The organism is Sphingopyxis granuli (assembly GCF_001559015.1).
GTDB lineage: Bacteria > Pseudomonadota > Alphaproteobacteria > Sphingomonadales > Sphingomonadaceae > Sphingopyxis > Sphingopyxis granuli.
This window is the reverse complement of record NZ_CP012199.1, coordinates 641,238-657,748: the sequence shown is the minus strand read 5'-3', so window position 1 is coordinate 657,748 and position 16,511 is coordinate 641,238. Positions and strand designations below refer to the sequence as shown.

The following is a 16,511-nucleotide window of genomic DNA, read 5'->3' as shown; positions in this document are numbered from 1 at the left end:
GACGACTTTCCATGTGGTATTTCAGTTGGATTCTGGGCGTGGGCCTCGCCGTCGGGTTCGGTATCCTCAACGGCATGTGGCATGAATTCCACGCCGATCCCGATGAGGACATTGCGGCCTGACCGCGACGGATCATGATTGCCATCGGCCCTCTCGCGCTCGCGTTGGAACGGCTGTTCGCGATTCTCGGGATCATCGCCTTCCTGGCGGCGGCGAACTGGATAGGCCGCCGTCGCGGCGTGGATTGCGATACGGCCGCGTGGCGGGCATTGCTCGCTGGCCTCGTTGCAGCTCGCGCGGGTTTTGTGGCGCAGAACTGGCATGCCTTCGCCATCGAACCCGCAACCATCCTCTATGTCTGGCAAGGAGGTTTCTCGCCGCTCCCCGGTCTGGTGACTGCCGCAATCGTGCTGGGCGTGTCACTACGGCGATCTCGCGCCCTAGCACCTTTGACACTCGTCTTCGCGGGCTGCGTCGCGGTCACATCCGGCGCCACGGCAGCGGCCCTTGCCTCGGCGCAGCGACCTCTACCGCAAGGAATCGTTCTCCAGTCGCTGGACAGCGGAACGAGCCTGCTCGACGATCGCCGGGGCAAGCCGTTCGTCGTCAATCTCTGGGCAACCTGGTGCCCGCCGTGCCAGCGTGAAATGCCGATGATGGTCGTAGAAGCGGCACACTCGGCCGTGCCGATCCTGCTTGTCAATCAGGGCGAGGATGCAGACAACGTACGTGCGTGGCTGGACAGCAAGCGCCTTGAAGCGGCGCACGTCCATCTCGACCGCGACCTGCGCATAGCTGCCGCGACCGGCTCGGCCGGGCTTCCCGCGACGCTGTTCGTCGACAGCAAAGGCGTGATCCGTGCGCTCCATGTCGGTGAAATCTCGCGGGCCGCCCTGCTCGCGGGACTACGCGATCTGAAGTAGAGTTTCGATCAAGGAGAAGACCATGACCAGACAAGTGAATATTGGAATCGGCGAGGAAGATCGGGTTGCGATTTGCGAAGGCCTGAGCCGCCTCCTGGCGGACACCTACACTCTCTATCTGACCTCGCACAACTTTCACTGGAACGTGACCGGGCCGATGTTCAACAGCCTCCATGCCATGTTCATGACGCAATATACCGAGTTGTGGAACGCGATCGACCCGATCGCCGAACGCATCCGCTCGCTCGGACAGCCCGCACCCGGTTCCTACGCGCAGTTCGCCAAACTCAGTTCCCTGCCCGACGCGCCGGAAGTGCCGCCGAAGGCGCTCGACATGGTCGACATCCTCGCCAAGGGGCATGAAGCGGCCGCCCGCACGGCGCGCACGCTGTTCCCTCTGGTCGAGAAGGCGAGCGACGAGCCGACCGCGGACCTGCTCACCCAACGGATCGGCGTGCATGAGCAGGCCGCATGGATGCTGCGCGCCCTGCTCGAAGAGTAAGACACGCTCAACGACTGGCCCCGGCCGCGCAATCTCTGCGAGGCCGGGGCCGTTAGCGAACTGCCGCCATTGAAAGGACGAGACCTTGGCTACGTCAAAGCTGGCAAACATCCTCCTCGATGCGCTCGAAGACGAGCGGAAGGCGGAGGCGACCTATGCCGCCGTGATCGAAAAGTTCGGCCCTGTCCGGCCCTTTTCCAACATCATAGAGGCCGAACAGCGCCATGCCGCCGCACTTGAGCGCCAGCTTGCCCGGCTGGGCATCGACGTACCGCCCGATCCATGGACGGGGAAAGTGGCGGCACCAGCTTCTCTCGCGCAGGCTTGCGAAAGCGCGGTCCAGGGCGAGATCGAGAATATCGCGCTTTACGACCGGCTGATCCCGATGGTCGACGACCCCGCGGCGCGCCAGGTGATGGAAAACCTGCAGGCCGCCTCGCGCGAGCGCCACCTTCCAGCTTTCAGGCAATGCCTGGAGCGGGAACGCGATCGCCGTTCGTGACGGCCTCCCTCAATCGCGATCACTCAGGCACAGGCTGCTTTTGGGATCCGTAATCGACGGTGGATGGCATCGACAGAGGGCGCGAGGCATGACCTGTCGGCGTCAGCGCCTTTGGCGTTCCTCGAACAGCTGCGCTTTCTCGTACATTTCCTTCGCCTCGGCGAGGCACACATCACGTCTGTTCAGATAGACATCGCTGTTTCGGACTGCCGGCTTGAGATCCGGTTTCGGAATCATTCCATAAGCCTTTGTGTTCTCGATGGACGCTGAACCTCGGCGAGCGCGACCTCGTCGCTCACTCCATGACCGCGGGCGAGATAGTCCTGCGATCCCATTTCGTTGAGGCGCGAGATCGTCCGCTCGAACTCGAAGGCGTCGTCTGCCGCGCAATACAGCGCGTCGGGTTCGCGATCGGCGGAAGCCAGCAGCTTGACGCCATTTTCATAGAAGGCGTCGATCAGTGTCTTGAATCGCGCCGCTTCCGATTTCCGGTTTGCGTCGAGAACGGGGATCCCGACCAGGATCACGGTGTGATAGCGGTAGGCCAATGCAAGATAATCGGGAATGCCGCGCGGTTCGCCGCATAGCCGCTTGAATGAGAAGACGGCCACGCCTTTCAGCGACTTGGGCACGAACAGTTCTCGTCCGCCCTTGATTGCCAGTGTTTCGGAGGGAACATGCTCCCGGTCCTCGACCGGAAAATCGGTCAACCGGAAGAACGCCCGGCTCAGGGCTTCCGTCGCCGCATCGCCATTGGGCACGTGCCAGGTCTGGAACCCTCCAAGGCGCTGCATGCGATAGTCAGTCGGCCCATCCAGGGTGAGCACATCGAGCCGATCCTTGAGGAGCGCGATGAATGGCAGAAAATGTTCGCGGTTGAGGCCGTTCTTGTAGAGGTCCTGAGGCGGCCGGTTGGATGTAGCGACCACGGTAACGCCATGTCCGATGATCCGGGTAAACAGCCTCGACAGGATCATCGCGTCAGCCGAATTGGTTACGATCATTTCGTCGAAGGCGATCAGCCGCGCTTCGGCCGCGATGGCATCGGCGACCGGCAATATCGGATCGCCGGTCTCCTTGGCGCGTTCGGAGCGTAGCTGGTCATGCACCTCCTGCATGAACTCGTGGAAGTGGACGCGCCGTTTCCCGGCGATCTCGACGCAGTCGAAGAAGAGATCCATCAGCATCGATTTGCCGCGGCCGACCCCTCCCCAGAGATAGACTCCCCGCACGGGATCGGGTTTGCGCCTGACGAAACGCGACAGGAGGCCCTGACGGCGCGCCTGTGCTTCCAATTCCGCAACCGCCTTGCCGAAACGCAGAGCGACCTGCCGCTGGGCGTCGTCAGGGCGCAGCTGACCCGTTGAAATGGCGTTCACGTAACGCGTCAGGACTTTGCTCTGAGGCAAGACAAAGTTCTCCGGCAAAAAGTTGAATTTGAGAAGTCGCGCATCGGCCCGACAGCCTCATACCCTGGTCAATCTCGAGACTGGCCACGGCCGAAGCTGAAGATCATGTATCGGCGTCGTCCGGAATTGCTCCCGGGCGTTCCCTGCGAAACCCATGCATGCCGAACCACCACTGCAAGGCAATGATGGCTCCCTTGGCGGGCTGAAGCAGCCCGACCATCAGGAGCAACGCCAACGGAAGCAGGATCGCCATCAACATCGGCACGGACATTTCCGCGCGACTGGTCACGGCGATAATGAGCGGCGCCATCAGATGCCCCGTCACGAAGATCGAGACATAGGCCGGGAAATCATCAGCTTGCTGATGCGTCCAGTCCTGGCCGCATTGCGGGCAATGAGGGATCGGTTTCAGGAACCGCATGAACAGGCGCGCCTCGCCGCACCGGGGGCATCGCCCGCGCAACCCGCGCAGGATCGCGGCCCAACCTGTGACCGGCAAGACAAGCTTGCCGGTTACCGATCCCTGTTCATGAGCGGGCATGGATTCTGGCTTTTCGTGAAACTTGTCAAAGGGGAACCGGATGAGGTCAGGCATCGAACCATCCGGGAGGGGCCGCCGCGCGGATGCTTTCGTCGACATGAGCGACAAACTGCGTGAAGTTGCGCTTGAAGCGGTCGACCAGGGAACGCGCCGTGCCGTCATAGGCGGCCCCATCAGCCCAGGTGGAACGCGGGTCGAGAATACTCGAATCCACACCCTCTACAGCAACGGGGACCACGAAGCCGAAGTTGGGATCGGTGCGGAACTGTGCGCCTTCGAGAGTCCCGGAAAGCGCAGCATTGAGCAGTGCGCGCGTCACCTTGATCGGCATCCGCGATCCCGTTCCATATTGGCCGCCGGTCCAGCCGGTGTTGACCAGCCAGCAATCGACATTCCCCGCGGCGATACGCTTGCGAAGCAGATTGCCGTAGACGCTGGGATGCCGCGGCATGAACGGCGCGCCAAAGCAGGTCGAGAACGTCGCTTCGGGTTCGGTGACACCGAGTTCGGTGCCCGCGACCTTGGCTGTGTAGCCGGACAGGAAATGATACATCGCCTGTTCGGGCGTTAGCTTCGCGATGGGCGGGAGCACGCCGAAGGCATCGGCCGTCAGCATGATGATGTTCTTCGGCACCGGCCCCATGTTCTCGGCGGAGGCATTGGGGATGAAGTGGATCGGATAGGCGCCCCTGCTGTTCTCGGCGAGCGAGGCGTCGTCGAGGTCGAGTGCGCGGGTTTCCGGATCCATGACGACATTCTCGAGGATCGTACCGAAGCGGCGGGTGGTCGCATGGATTTCAGGCTCCGCCTCGGCCGAGAGACGGATCATCTTGGCGTAGCAGCCGCCTTCGAAATTGAAGACGGCGCTGTCCGACCAGCCATGCTCGTCGTCGCCGATCAGCGTGCGCGAAACATCAGCGGACAAAGTGGTCTTGCCGGTGCCCGAGAGGCCGAAGAAGATCGCGGTGTCGCCATCGGGACCGATGTTCGCCGAACAATGCATCGGCATGACGCCCTTTTGCGGCAGCACATAGTTCAGCACCGAGAACACCGCCTTCTTCATCTCGCCGGCATAGCCGGTGCCGCCGATCAGGATCAGCCGGTGGGTGAAATCGATCGCGATGATGGTTTCCGACCGGCAGCCATGGCGTTCGGGATCGGCGCGGAAGCCGGGCAAGTCGATGATGGTGTAATCCGCCGTGAAATGCGTGAGTTCATCCGCCGTCGGCCTAACCAGCATGGTGCGCACGAAATGCGAGTGCCAGGCCAGTTCCGTGACGACCCGGACTCCGACACGGAATTCCGGCTGCGAGCCGCCGAACAGATCCTGGACGAAGACGTCGTCGAGTGCGGCAAGATGCTTGAGGAAATCCTCGCGCAGATTGGCGAAGGCTTCTTCCGACATCGGCTTGTTGGAAGCCCCCCACCAGACATCATCCCTGGTGACCTCATCACGGACGATGAATTTGTCCTGGGCCGAACGGCCGGTATGTTTTCCGGTTTCAACCACGAAGGCGCCATGCTCGGACAGGCGGCCTTCACCGCGCCGCAAGGCGATCTCGACGAGTTCGGGCGTATCGAGATTTTCGTGAAGCGTCCCACCGGATTTGACCGTGATGTCCAAAGCTGCGGGGATCTGCGTGATTTTGCTGTGTGGCCTTTCGGATCGGGTTGGAAGGAAGCAGGCGGATCGGGCGTCGCCCGAACCTGTTCCGACGGGAAGTTTCAGCCTGAGCTTCGGGCGCCGAAGACGATCGGGTTGCGACACCGGACTCGCCGCCGCCGGGGCATCCGATGGCGGCGCCTGTCGACCTGCACCTTTGCGGCGGTGCTTTTTCTCCACGATCATTTGCTCATCTCCGATCTGGAGGCTCGAAGGTCGCAGCCCTCAAGACCATCGGCTTTCTCAGACGCGGAAATACCTCACCCCGACAAAGCGCGTGTGATCGATTATCCGGTACAATGCACATATACAACTCCCTCCTAATTTGTTAAGAGTGATATTTGATGTATTAAACATCATGGAGCCAACATGATCACGTCGCAGCAAATGCGCGCCGCGCGCGCCCTCCTCGGACTTGATCAACGCCAGCTCGCCGCGCTGGCCGGCCTCTCCCTGCCGACCATCCAGCGCATGGAATCATCCGATGGCCAAGTGCGCGGTGTGGTCGACACGCTGGTCAAGGTGATCACCGCGCTGGAAGGCGCAGGCATCGAACTGCTGGGCGAGAATGCGCCCAGCACGGGCGTGGGCCGCGGTGTGCGTCTGCGCGAAACGACCGCGGGAAAGTCCGGCGGCCAGGGGCAGTCGCTTCTCTATGACAAGGCGGAGGAACCGGTCAGGTGAGCGCGAAAGCCTATACGCCCAAGCTCATCACGACCTTGCGCGAAGGGTACACCGCTCAGACCTTCCGCGCCGACGCCATAGCGGGCCTGACGGTCGCGATCGTCGCGCTGCCTCTTGCCATGGCCCTGGGCATCGCCAGCGGCGCTTCTCCCGACAAGGGGCTTGTCACGGCCGTGGTGGCGGGGTTCCTGATTTCCGCGCTCGGCGGATCGCGGGTCCAGGTCGGCGGACCCACGGGCGCCTTTGTCGTCGTCATTTTCAATGTTATCGCCCAGCACGGCTATGATGGGCTGCTGATCGCGACGCTCCTGGCAGGCATCATCCTCATTGCCGCCGGTGCGTTTCGCCTCGGGCAGATGATCAAATTCATCCCCCATCCGGTCGTCACCGGATTCACCGCGGGGATCGCCGTTATCATTGCCTCGAGTCAGGTGAAGGACTTCCTCGGGCTCTCGATGACCGAGGTCCCGGCTGAGTTCCTGCCCAAATGGCAGTCCTATCTCGCCGCTCTGCCGAGCACCAGTTGGGCAACTCTAGGCGTCGGGGTCGGAGCACTTGCGACCATCATCGTGCTGCGCAAACTCGCGCCCAGACTGCCCGGGTTCCTGATCGCGGTCGTGGTAAGTTCCCTCGCCGTCGCTCTGCTCAAGCTCCCGGTCGACACTATCGGCTCCCGCTTCCCGGACATTCCTTCCGGCCTGCCGATGCCGTCCCTGCCGGAATTCACCTTCGCCAAGATCAATGCGGTGATGCCTTCGGCATTCACCATTGCATTTCTCGCCGGCATCGAAGCCCTGCTGTCGGCCGTCGTCGCCGATGGCATGGCCGGAACGCGGCATCGCTCCAACCAGGAATTGATCGGCCAGGGCGTCGCCAATATCGGATCCGCCCTGTTCGGTGGGCTACCCGCGACGGGCGCGATTGCGCGTACCGCCACCAATATCCGCTCCGGGGCCAGAACCCCGGTTGCCGGAATCATGCATGCCGTGTTCCTTCTTCTGTTCATCCTGTTCGCCACGGACCTGATGGCATTCGTACCCATGGCCGCGCTTGCCGCGATCCTGTTCATGGTCGCCTGGGGCATGAGTGAATATGAGCGGTTCATTGCCTTGCTGCACATGCCCAACAGCGACCGGGCCGTGCTGCTACTGACATTCGGCCTGACGGTACTGGTGGATCTCACCGTCGCAATCGGCGTCGGCGTAACTCTGGCCTCGCTCCTCTTCATGGCCCGCATGAGCGAGGCTGTCGAGGTCGACAGCAGCGGCCGGCAGGACATCGATCTCGATTCCGAAGACGTTCACCAGCGCGACGCGTTGCCGGAGGGTGTCGAGGTGTTCCGGATCACCGGCCCGTTCTTCTTCGGCGTAGCAGGCGAACTGCTCGATACGCTGCGCCGCGTCGGTCAGTCGCCCAAAGTCATCATCCTGCGCATGCGGCTCGTTCCCCTGCTCGATGCAAGCGGCGTCCAGGCGCTCGAACAGTTCATCGAACAAGCGCGCGTCGCCGGCGCAACGGTCGTGTTGTCCGGCGTGCAGCCGCAACCGAAGTCGATGCTTGCGCGCGTTCACCTGGAAGCTGGTTCGGACAAGCTTTTCTATGCCGCGGACTTCGCCAGCGCCCAGTCGCTCGCGGTCAGCTTGCTCGAAGCGCCCAAAACTCAGCCGCACTGATCGGCGCACCCTGCTGCGGTTCGGGCGAACATATTGTCGAAAGGAAGGAAATTTGAACGACGTCGTGATCCTGTCGGGTGTGCGCACCGCTATCGGGGATTTTGGAGGCAGCCTTAAGGACGTCGCGCCGTGGGAGCTTGGCCGCATCGTCATTGCCGAAGCCATCAAGCGGGCCGGAATCGAACCAGGCCATGTCGAGCATGTTGTCCTTGGCCAGGTCATTCAAAGCGAACCCAGCGATGCATATGTCTCGCGAATTGCCGCTATCGCGGCGGGGATTCCCGATCGGACCCCGGCGCTCACCCTGAACCGCCTTTGCGGATCGAGTGTGCAGGCGATTATTTCCGCCGCCCAAATGATCGCATTGGCCGAGTGTGACATCGCCGTTGCTGGCGGTGTCGAGAGCATGAGCCAATCCCCACACGTTCTCAAGGGCCTGCGCTGGGGGCGCAGGATGGGCGATGAAATGATGATCGACGCGATGAACGCGACGCTGAGCGATCCGTTCGGTGCAGGTCACATGGGGGTCACTGCCGAGAACGTTGCCGAACGTCATGGCATCACCCGGGCCGAGCAGGACGCGCTGGCGGCCGAAAGCCATCGCCGGGCAGCAAGAGCACAGCAGGAAGACCGTTTTCGCGAGCAGATCGTTTCCGTCGAGGTCAAGGGCCGTAGCGGCACCTTTATGTTCGAGGCCGACGAGCATGTGCGCACCGACGTTTCCAGCGAAGGCCTCGGCGCACTCACGCCCATCTTCCGCAAGGATGGCGGGACCGTAACGGCGGGCAACGCCAGCGGCATCAACGACGCTGGCGCGGCTCTGGTGCTGGCTTCCGCCGCCGCCGCCGAGAGACACGGCCTGACACCCCGCGCCAGGGTTGTAAGCTGGGGACATGCCGGTGTTGCCCCCGAAGTGATGGGGCTCGGTCCCGTCGAAGCCGTGCCCATCGCCCTCAAGCGGGCCGGACTATCGCTTGACGACATCGACGTGATCGAGGCGAACGAGGCTTTTGCCGCGCAGGCTTGCGCGGTCGCCAAACTGCTCGATTTCCCGCCCGAGAAGGTCAATCCCAATGGCAGCGGCATTGGACTTGGGCATCCCGTCGGGGCAACCGGCGCCATCATCACCATCAAGGCGCTTTACGAGCTCGAGCGTATTGGCGGCCGCTACGGGCTTGTGACCATGTGCATTGGCGGCGGACAAGGCATTGCACTCGTGATCGAGCGATTGCCGAGCCAGGATGCGTAAGAGGCGAGCATGAGCGAACCGGATCGGACAGGCAGACGGCCCAGCTCCCTGGATATCGGCAGAGCGCAGCGCGCGCTGGTCCAACTGGCCGCCATGCTGGCGGCCCTTGCCGGCGCGATCAATGCAGCCGGCTTTCTGGCATTCGGGCACGTCTTCCTTGCCTCGCCCGAGGCCAACGCCACTGTTCTGGGCACGAGCCTTCCCGGTGGCTTTGGTATCACGAAATTTGTGGGCGGAATGATCTTCAGCTTCGTGGGGGGTGTGGTCCTCACGACCTTGATTACGCACTGGCTAGGCCGGTACCGGCGCACAATCGCGCTCGTTTGTACCGCAATCGCGTTGGCCGCCGCCTATCTGACATTCCTCTCGCATCTGGCGATCATCCCGGCCGTGCTGATCGCGATGGCCATGGGTAGTGCTCATTGCACTTTTGAGAGGGATGATCCCGACCTGCAGGAGGCTATTTCGCCCTCCACGCAGGTCGTGCGGTTCGGGGAGGCATTGGCCGGCGGACGGCATCACGCGAACTATCGCCAGCTTGGCTTGCATGCATCCTTTTGGCTGGTCTTCCTTATTGGCGGGCTTGCAGGCGCTGTTGCGTGGATCACGCTCGACGCCAGAGCCTTTGCCGTGGCTGCCCTCGTCGCCGCATTGCTGGCAATGCGCGCCTGGCTGATTGAACGCGATCTGTTCGGTGCCTGACGCACATTCCTGACCGATGGAGAACTCCATGAGCGAAGATGAATATGTCTACGATGAAGAATCCGGTGAATGGATGGCTGCATCCGAACTGAAGGAACGGCGCGCCACCGCGGACCGGATCGAAGTCCGCGATGCCGTGGGCAACCTGCTTGCCGACGGCGACCAGGTCACGTTGATCAAGGATCTGGTCGTCAAGGGCGCCGGCCAGACTCTGAGGCGGGGAACGCTGATAAAGTCGATCCGCCTCACGGATGACCCGCAGGAAATCGACTGCCGGTATGAAGGCATCAAAGGTTTGGTGCTTCGTGCGGAATTTGTCCGCAAGCGCAGCTGACCGGTTATTGCGGTTGTTCGGCGCAAAGCTTCTTGAGAAGGATCAAGGCATTTTTCTCATCTCGCTGGCAATATGAAAATTGATGGGAGGTTCGCCATGAGTACAACCGATATCCGTAACCGCTTCTCTTCCCTGTCGATCACTCTGCACTGGCTCATGGTGCTGCTGATCTCGGTCGTTTACGCTACCATTCTCCTGCGGGAGAACTATCCCAAGGGAACCGACATCCGCGAGGGGCTGAAAACCTGGCATTTCATACTCGGACTCACCGTTCTGGCGCTGGCGATCATCCGCCTGCTGGCACGCCTCAGCCAGCGCACCCCCCCGATCACGCCGGAACCGCCGTCATGGCAGACGCTTTTAGCCAATGCGACGCATCTCGCACTCTACGCGTTCATGCTGGCGATGCCCTTGGCGGGCTGGGTGATCCTGAGTGCGTCGGGCAAGCCGATTCCATTCTTCGGTCTGGAACTGCCGGCTCTTGTCGGCCAGAGCAAAGCCCTGGCGGGACAGATGAAGGATTGGCACGAGACAGTCGGGACCATCGGATATTTCCTGATCGGCTTTCACGCCCTTGCCGCTCTCTTCCATCATTACATCGTCAAGGATGATACCTTGCGCCGAATGCTGCCGGGCCGAACCTGATGGCAAAGCACTCTGGCGATCACGGCGCCGCTGAGCGGTAGGCGACAGCTGCCGCAGCGCTGTAAAATCGGGCCAGCGCAAGCGCGCGCAAGATCGTCATGGGTGCAGACCTCGCTGCGCGCCCTCCCCGCCTTTGATCGCACGCGCCAGGGCTGCCTCCTCCCACCGGATCGAAAAGGCGCCCCGAAGCTGGCCGGAAGCAAAACCCGTCGCCTGATCTGCGGGATAATGCGCGCGGATCGCCGCCATCACCTCCGGGGCGACATTCTCGCCATGGCAAGCGAGGCACATGGGCATGGTCGGTATGGCGCGCATATAGCGATATTGCCCGCCCTCATACGCCGACCAGCGCCTGGGCTTGCCGTCGACGCCAAACGGCGCGGCGGCCCAGCTCTCCATGACGCGGCGTTCGGTAGCGTCAGGACTGGCAGCGGGATTACGCGTGCGCAGCGCCGTGCGCCGGACGGTCGCTCCGCTTTCCTCGGAGATCTGCGCGGCGAGCGCGGGCGCTATGCTCGAACAGACGCTGATCGCGCCTTGCGGACCATCCGCCGCCATCGCGGCGGTCAGCGCGCTCAATAATTCCTTCTGGAAGCGGTCGGCCAGGATATCGGAGCGCGCTTGTGCCTCCTGCACCATCACCGCCGGATCCGACGGCGGCTCATTCGAGGCGCAAGCCCCGAGAGAGACCATGGACAGGAGCGGAAGGACGGCGCGTCGCATCGGATTTCTCAGGATTGTCCAGCACCGGGACCGAAGCGATCGCAGAGCATGTCGATCAACTTGCGGACGTCGCTGTCAGCAAGGCTGTAGTAGATCGTCGTCGCCTCGCGCCGGGTCTTGACCAGACCCCCTTCTCGCAATTTCCCCAGATGCTGGGACACGCTGGATTGCGATTGCCCGCACAACTCCACCATCTCCCCGACGGAGAATTCGCCCTGGGTCAGCCGGCACAGGATCAGCAGACGCTGTTCATTGGCCAGCAGCTTCAGCACGCTCGCCGCATGGGCGGCGTGCTCGGCGAGTTGTGCAAGGGGCGTCTCAAGCGGCATCATCTGGTCGCGGGTTTCCCATCATCTCGAAGCACGATGTAAATGGCCGGAATAACCAGCACGGTCAGCAGCGTCGAGGACGCAAGGCCGAACAGCAGCGAGATCGCCAAACCCTGAAAGATCGGATCGGTCAGGATCACGGCCGCGCCAATCATCGCCGCGGCGGCCGTGAGAACGATCGGCTTGAACCGGATCGTGCCGGCTTCCAGCAGCACGTCGCGCAGCGATTTGTCCGGCGTGGCCGAATGGCGGATGAAGTCGACCAGCAGGATCGAGTTGCGCACGATGATACCGGCGAGCGCGATGAACCCTATCATCGAGGTTGCCGTAAACGGTGCACGGAACAGCATGTGGCCAATGACGATCCCGACCAGCGTGAGCGGCACCGGCGTCAGGATCATGAGCGGCAGGCGGAAGCTTTTGAACTGCGCGACGACGATGATGTAGATCGCCAGCAGCGCGACCATGAAGGCGCCGCCCATGTCGCGGAACGTGACCCAGGTGATCTCCCATTCGCCATCCCAGAGCAGGGACGGCACGCTCTCATCCTCGGGCTGACCGTTGAGACGGATTTCCGGCTTCTGGAGGCCCTTGGCCGCCCAGTCATAGGCATCGACCGCGCGGTTCACTTCGATCATGCCGTAGATCGGCGCTTCATAGGCTCCGGCCAGCTCGGCCGTGACCATGTCGGCATATCGACCGTCACGGCGGAAGATCGCAGGACTCCCCGTCTCGGTGCGCGCTTCGACCACCGCGCCAAGGTCGATGAGCTGGCCGCCCGGCGTCTGTGCGACAGGCATACTCGACAAGGCTTGCGTCCAGCTGCGGTCCTTCTGTTCCAGCGCGATTGTAATCGGTAGTGGGCTGCGGCCATCGCCGCGCGGCGCGTAGCCGACAGTCTGGCTCCCCATGAGCATACCGATGCTGTCGGCGACCTGCCGCTGGGAAAGGCCGTAATAATCGAGCCGGTCGCGCTGCACGTCGAGGCGGAGCTTCGGGCGCGCCTCGCCGAAGCTGTTGTCCACGTCGACGATGAAGGGGACGGACTTGAAGATCTTTTCCAGCTCGGACGCTGTCTTCTGGCGCGTGACTTCGTCGGGGCCATAGACCTCGGCCAGCAGGGTCGCGAGGACGGGCGGTCCTGGAGGCGTCTCGACCACCTTGATAGATGCGCCATTGGGCAAGCGCAGCGCCTTCAGCCGCTGGCGCAGGTCGAGCGCAATCTGATGGCTGGACCGGCTGCGATCCCCCTTGGGCAGCAGCGTCACCATCACATCGCCCTGCTCGGGCTGCGAGCGCAGGAAATAATGGCGGACAAGGCCGTTGAAGTTGAACGGCGCCGATGTGCCGACATAGGCCTCCATCGCCGTCGCTTCGGGCAAGCCTCGCACCACGCCGGCAACATCTTCCAGCACGCGGCCCGTGTTTTCGAGCGCGGTGCCTTCGGGCATATCGACCACGACCTGAACCTCCGACTTGTTGTCGAAGGGCAGCAGCTTCACGGTAACGGCCTTGAAATAGAACATCGAGCAGGCGACCAGTGTCGCCACGCCCACCGCGATCAGGAAATTGCGGGCGGACTTCTTCGTATCGATGACGCGATGCGCGACACGGGCATAGAGCTGCCCCAGCTTGCCGCCGCTCTCGTCATGGCCGTGGCCAGAGCCGAGCGTCTTGCGGGCAAAACGGATCATCAGCCACGGCGCAATGACCACGGCGACGAAGAAGGAAAAGATCATCGCCGCCGACGCATTGACCGGGATGGGAGCCATGTAGGGGCCCATCAGGCCGGAAACGAACAGCATCGGCAGCAGCGCCGCAACCACGGTCAATGTCGCGACCACCGTGGGATTGCCGACCTCCGCCACCGCCTCGATCGCGGCCTGGGTACGGTTGCGGTCATCGTCCATCGCCCAATGGCGCGCGATATTCTCGATCATGACGATCGCGTCGTCGACGAGGATGCCGATCGAGAAGATCAGCGCGAACAGGCTGACGCGGTTGATGGTGTAGCCCATGAGGTTCGAGGCGAACATGGTCAGCAGGATCGTCGTCGGAATGACCACGGCGGTCACGCCCGCCTCGCGCCACCCGATCGCGAAGCCGATCAGCACGACGATGGAGACGGTCGCCAGCGCCAGATGGAACAGCAGCTCGTTGGCCTTCTCGTTCGCCGTCTCGCCATAGTTGCGGGTGACGGCGACCGTGACGTCATCGGGGATGAGCTTGCCTTTCAGGCTCTCGACGCGCTCGAGGATCGCATCGGACACCACCACGGCATTGGCGCCGGCGCGCTTGGCGAAGGCGATGCTGACGGCGGGGGCGCTATGCCACTTGCCGTTTTCCTCCTTCGCCCAGCGCCACGCCCGCGCCTGATCCTCGCGCGGCCCCTGCGTTACGCTGGCAACGTCGCGCAGATAGACGGGCGAGCCGGAGGCAGAGCGCACGGTCAGAAGTCCGACCTCCTGCGCCGATGACAGGGTGCGGCCCGCCGTGACGCCGACCGCCTTGCCGTCCTCGCGGATATTACCCAGCGGAAAGGACCGATTGGCCTGGCTCGCGGCCTCGATCACGCTCCCCAGCGGCACGCCATACTGGCGGAGCCTGGCCGGATCGGGCGCAATGCGGATTTCCTCGGGGCGGCCACCGACGAGGAAGCTGATCCCGACATTGTCGACCTTGGCGATCTCGGTGCGCAGCTTCGCGGCGAGTTCGTAGAGGCTGGCATCGTTCCACTGCCCTGCCGCGCCGGGCTTGGGGGCAAGGGTCAGGACGACAGCGGGAACGTCGTTAATGCCGCGCACCGTCACCTTGGGATCGGGGATGCCGACCGGCTTACGATCCCAATTGGCGCGCAGCTTCTCCTCGATGCGGATCGCTGCATCCTCCGGGTTCGACCCGACGAGGAAGCGCGCCGTCACCATTACGCCATCGTCCTGCGCCTGGGTATAGACATGCTCCACCCCGTCGACGCTCTTGACGATGGTTTCGAGCGGAATGCCCACCAGCTCGGTCGCATCGGCGGCGGACAGGCCGGGCGCCATCACCTGAATGTCCACCATCGGCACGCTGATCTGCGGTTCCTCCTCCCTTGGGATGGAAAGAAGAGCCAGCAGACCGACAGCGATCGCCGCCAGCAGAAACAGCGGCGTCAGGGGGGAAGCGATAGTGGCCCTGGTGAGGCGACCGGAAACACCGAGATTCATGGCCGCGGAGCCTTGGCCGGCTTACCGGGGGCGAACAGCACGTCGCCGGCGGCCGCACCGCTCAATATCTCGACCAGGGCGGGATCGGCCGTCGGCGCGATCTGGACCGGCACCATGCTGAGCCGCTTGCCTTCCGCGACGATCTGCACCTGATCCATGCCATAGCGCGTGGTGATGAAGGAGCGCGGCACGACCAGCGCCTTGCGCGTGCCGATCTCGACCGACGCGCTCACGCGGCGGCCGATGAATTGGGTGGAAAGCCCAGGCAAAGTCGCATCGACGCGGACCTGGCCGCCAGTGATCGCGGGATAGACCTGCGCCACACTGCCTTCGCGCTGCCCGGACGGCATATCCGCTTCATTGACGATCACGCGCGCACCGGGATGGACCTGTCCGGCAACCGACTCCGGCAGCATCAACCGCAGCACCGGCGGCCCCGCGGTAACCGTCGCGATCGACATGCCCGGCGCCACCGGTGATCCGGCGGGAATATCGGCGCGAAGCACCCGACCGCTCGCCGGGGCGATCACCGCCCCCTGCCCCGCGACGCTGACGCTTGCGCCCTGCTGCGCCCGAGCGGCAGCAACCTGCGCATCGGCCGCGCGCGCGGCCGCAACGGCCTGATCCAGGCGCGCCTTGGCATAGACGCCTTGGCCATAGAGATCGCGAATGCGGGCGAGATCGGCATTGGTCCGCGCGGCTTCGGCCTGGGCGGCGGCGGTCTGGGCGCCATAGGCGCTTGTCTCATAGCCGAGCCGCGAATCGACGATCATGCCGATCCGCTGGCCCTTTTGCACCGTGTCGCCGGCACGGACGGAAAGCGACGTGAGGATGCCGGGGATGCGGGCGAGCACTTCGGCCTGGTCGCGCGTGGCGATCTCCGCGCCGACTACCTTCATGTCCGGGATTTCGGTTGCGGCGAGCCGCAGAGTTTCCCCGGCGGGTAGCGTCGCCGCCGCCTGCTCCTGCTCCGGCTTGCTCCCGCATGCCGACAGCGCCAGCGCGGCGCCCGCCAACCAGAGCCACTTGCCCCTGCCGCTCATCATGCCGCCGATACCCCTCTTTTTTGGTTCTCTTTCAGGCTCTCAATCACCAACGACCGGGAAGCCGGCGTCTTTCCACGCACCGATCCCGCCAGCGAGGTGGGTGTCGATCGCGCTCTGCGCCGCCGCGCATTGATCGAGTGCCTGGCCCGAGCGCTTTCCGCCCGCGCATTGCAGCACGACAGTCCGGCCCTTGGGATCAGGGATGTTACGAGGTGAAAAGCCCGACAGTGGCATGTTTATTGCGCCCAGTATGTGGCCGGCGGCGAACTCGCCTGTCTCGCGCACGTCGATCAGGAGCGCCTTGCCGCCCTTCAGCATGGCGTCCAGCTCGGCGGGGCCGATCTCACGGTGGGCATCACGTTTCTTGAATCCGAACATGG

At 63.4% G+C, this 16,511-nt stretch carries 19 protein-coding genes; 10 read left to right on the top strand and 9 right to left on the bottom strand.

Features of this window, described 5'->3' with window-relative positions:
* The first annotated feature begins 11 nt into the window (after positions 1-11).
* From cydX to SGRAN_RS03085, 4 genes are all read left to right on the top strand, one after another.
* On the top strand, positions 12-122 hold the full coding sequence (gene cydX / locus SGRAN_RS21475; RefSeq protein ID WP_030091395.1) for a cytochrome bd-I oxidase subunit CydX: 111 nt from the start codon (positions 12-14) through the stop codon (positions 120-122).
* A 12-nt stretch (positions 123-134) separates the two neighbouring features.
* Positions 135-923, top strand: coding sequence for a TlpA disulfide reductase family protein (locus tag SGRAN_RS03095; protein ID WP_030091394.1), 789 nt, complete (start codon positions 135-137; stop codon positions 921-923).
* Positions 924-945: 22 nt separating this feature from the next.
* On the top strand, positions 946-1,425 hold the full coding sequence (locus tag SGRAN_RS03090) for a Dps family protein (RefSeq protein ID WP_021246237.1): 480 nt from the start codon (positions 946-948) through the stop codon (positions 1,423-1,425).
* 85 nt (positions 1,426-1,510) lie between these two features.
* Positions 1,511-1,927 (top strand): ferritin-like domain-containing protein, encoded by a 417-nt coding sequence (locus SGRAN_RS03085; protein ID WP_030091393.1) that lies wholly within the window; start codon positions 1,511-1,513, stop codon positions 1,925-1,927.
* Positions 1,928-2,029: 102 nt separating this feature from the next.
* Here SGRAN_RS03085 and SGRAN_RS23110 read toward each other — a convergent pair whose 3' ends face one another.
* From SGRAN_RS23110 to SGRAN_RS03070, 4 genes are all read right to left on the bottom strand, one after another.
* A complete protein-coding gene (locus SGRAN_RS23110) occupies positions 2,030-2,164 on the bottom strand; it encodes a hypothetical protein (protein WP_255210268.1) in 135 nt (44 codons plus the stop codon).
* On the bottom strand, positions 2,161-3,336 hold the full coding sequence (gene zapE, locus SGRAN_RS03080) for a cell division protein ZapE (protein WP_067180514.1): 1,176 nt from the start codon (positions 3,334-3,336) through the stop codon (positions 2,161-2,163). The genes SGRAN_RS23110 and zapE overlap by 4 nt, the downstream gene beginning before the upstream one ends.
* A 103-nt stretch (positions 3,337-3,439) precedes the next feature.
* The gene (locus SGRAN_RS03075; protein WP_051743820.1) at positions 3,440-3,877 is read right to left on the bottom strand and encodes a DUF983 domain-containing protein; all 438 of its coding nucleotides are present in this window, start codon (positions 3,875-3,877) and stop codon (positions 3,440-3,442) included.
* Between the two features lie 46 nt (positions 3,878-3,923).
* Positions 3,924-5,501 (bottom strand): phosphoenolpyruvate carboxykinase, encoded by a 1,578-nt coding sequence (locus SGRAN_RS03070; RefSeq protein ID WP_030091390.1) that lies wholly within the window; start codon positions 5,499-5,501, stop codon positions 3,924-3,926.
* 408 nt (positions 5,502-5,909) lie between these two features.
* On the opposite strand from SGRAN_RS03070, the gene SGRAN_RS03065 reads away from it, so the two are divergent.
* From SGRAN_RS03065 to SGRAN_RS03040, 6 genes are all read left to right on the top strand, one after another.
* On the top strand, positions 5,910-6,224 hold the full coding sequence (locus tag SGRAN_RS03065; protein ID WP_030091389.1) for a helix-turn-helix domain-containing protein: 315 nt from the start codon (positions 5,910-5,912) through the stop codon (positions 6,222-6,224).
* The gene (locus SGRAN_RS03060; RefSeq protein ID WP_037446394.1) at positions 6,221-7,897 is read left to right on the top strand and encodes a SulP family inorganic anion transporter; all 1,677 of its coding nucleotides are present in this window, start codon (positions 6,221-6,223) and stop codon (positions 7,895-7,897) included. Before SGRAN_RS03065 ends, SGRAN_RS03060 begins: the two co-directional genes overlap by 4 nt.
* 52 nt (positions 7,898-7,949) lie before the next feature.
* On the top strand, positions 7,950-9,146 hold the full coding sequence (bktB, locus tag SGRAN_RS03055; protein WP_030090341.1) for a beta-ketothiolase BktB: 1,197 nt from the start codon (positions 7,950-7,952) through the stop codon (positions 9,144-9,146).
* A 9-nt stretch (positions 9,147-9,155) separates the two neighbouring features.
* Positions 9,156-9,848 carry a DUF1275 family protein gene (locus SGRAN_RS03050; RefSeq protein ID WP_030090340.1) on the top strand — a complete coding sequence of 231 codons (693 nt, stop codon included), beginning with the start codon at positions 9,156-9,158 and terminating at the stop codon, positions 9,846-9,848.
* A gap of 28 nt (positions 9,849-9,876) precedes the next feature.
* Positions 9,877-10,182: an alkylphosphonate utilization protein gene (locus SGRAN_RS03045; protein WP_030090339.1), complete on the top strand. Its 306-nt coding sequence runs from the start codon at positions 9,877-9,879 to the stop codon at positions 10,180-10,182.
* Between the two features lie 96 nt (positions 10,183-10,278).
* Positions 10,279-10,827: a cytochrome b gene (locus SGRAN_RS03040; RefSeq protein WP_030090338.1), complete on the top strand. Its 549-nt coding sequence runs from the start codon at positions 10,279-10,281 to the stop codon at positions 10,825-10,827.
* A 96-nt stretch (positions 10,828-10,923) separates the two neighbouring features.
* On the opposite strand, the gene SGRAN_RS03035 is transcribed toward SGRAN_RS03040, so the two are convergent.
* From SGRAN_RS03035 to SGRAN_RS03015, 5 genes are all read right to left on the bottom strand, one after another.
* Entirely contained in the window at positions 10,924-11,466 is a 543-nt protein-coding gene (locus SGRAN_RS03035; protein ID WP_231746296.1) for a Tll0287-like domain-containing protein, read from the bottom strand.
* A 92-nt stretch (positions 11,467-11,558) separates the two neighbouring features.
* On the bottom strand, positions 11,559-11,882 hold the full coding sequence (locus SGRAN_RS03030) for an ArsR/SmtB family transcription factor (RefSeq protein ID WP_030090336.1): 324 nt from the start codon (positions 11,880-11,882) through the stop codon (positions 11,559-11,561).
* Complete coding sequence (locus tag SGRAN_RS03025) at positions 11,879-15,085, bottom strand: efflux RND transporter permease subunit (RefSeq protein ID WP_067180511.1); 3,207 nt, start codon at positions 15,083-15,085, stop codon at positions 11,879-11,881. Before SGRAN_RS03025 ends, SGRAN_RS03030 begins: the two co-directional genes overlap by 4 nt.
* Positions 15,082-16,131, bottom strand: a complete 1,050-nt coding sequence (locus tag SGRAN_RS03020; protein ID WP_030090334.1) for an efflux RND transporter periplasmic adaptor subunit — start codon at positions 16,129-16,131, stop codon at positions 15,082-15,084. Before SGRAN_RS03020 ends, SGRAN_RS03025 begins: the two co-directional genes overlap by 4 nt.
* A gap of 39 nt (positions 16,132-16,170) precedes the next feature.
* Positions 16,171-16,509: a rhodanese-like domain-containing protein gene (locus SGRAN_RS03015; RefSeq protein ID WP_021246226.1), complete on the bottom strand. Its 339-nt coding sequence runs from the start codon at positions 16,507-16,509 to the stop codon at positions 16,171-16,173.
* Positions 16,510-16,511 lie beyond the last annotated feature (2 nt).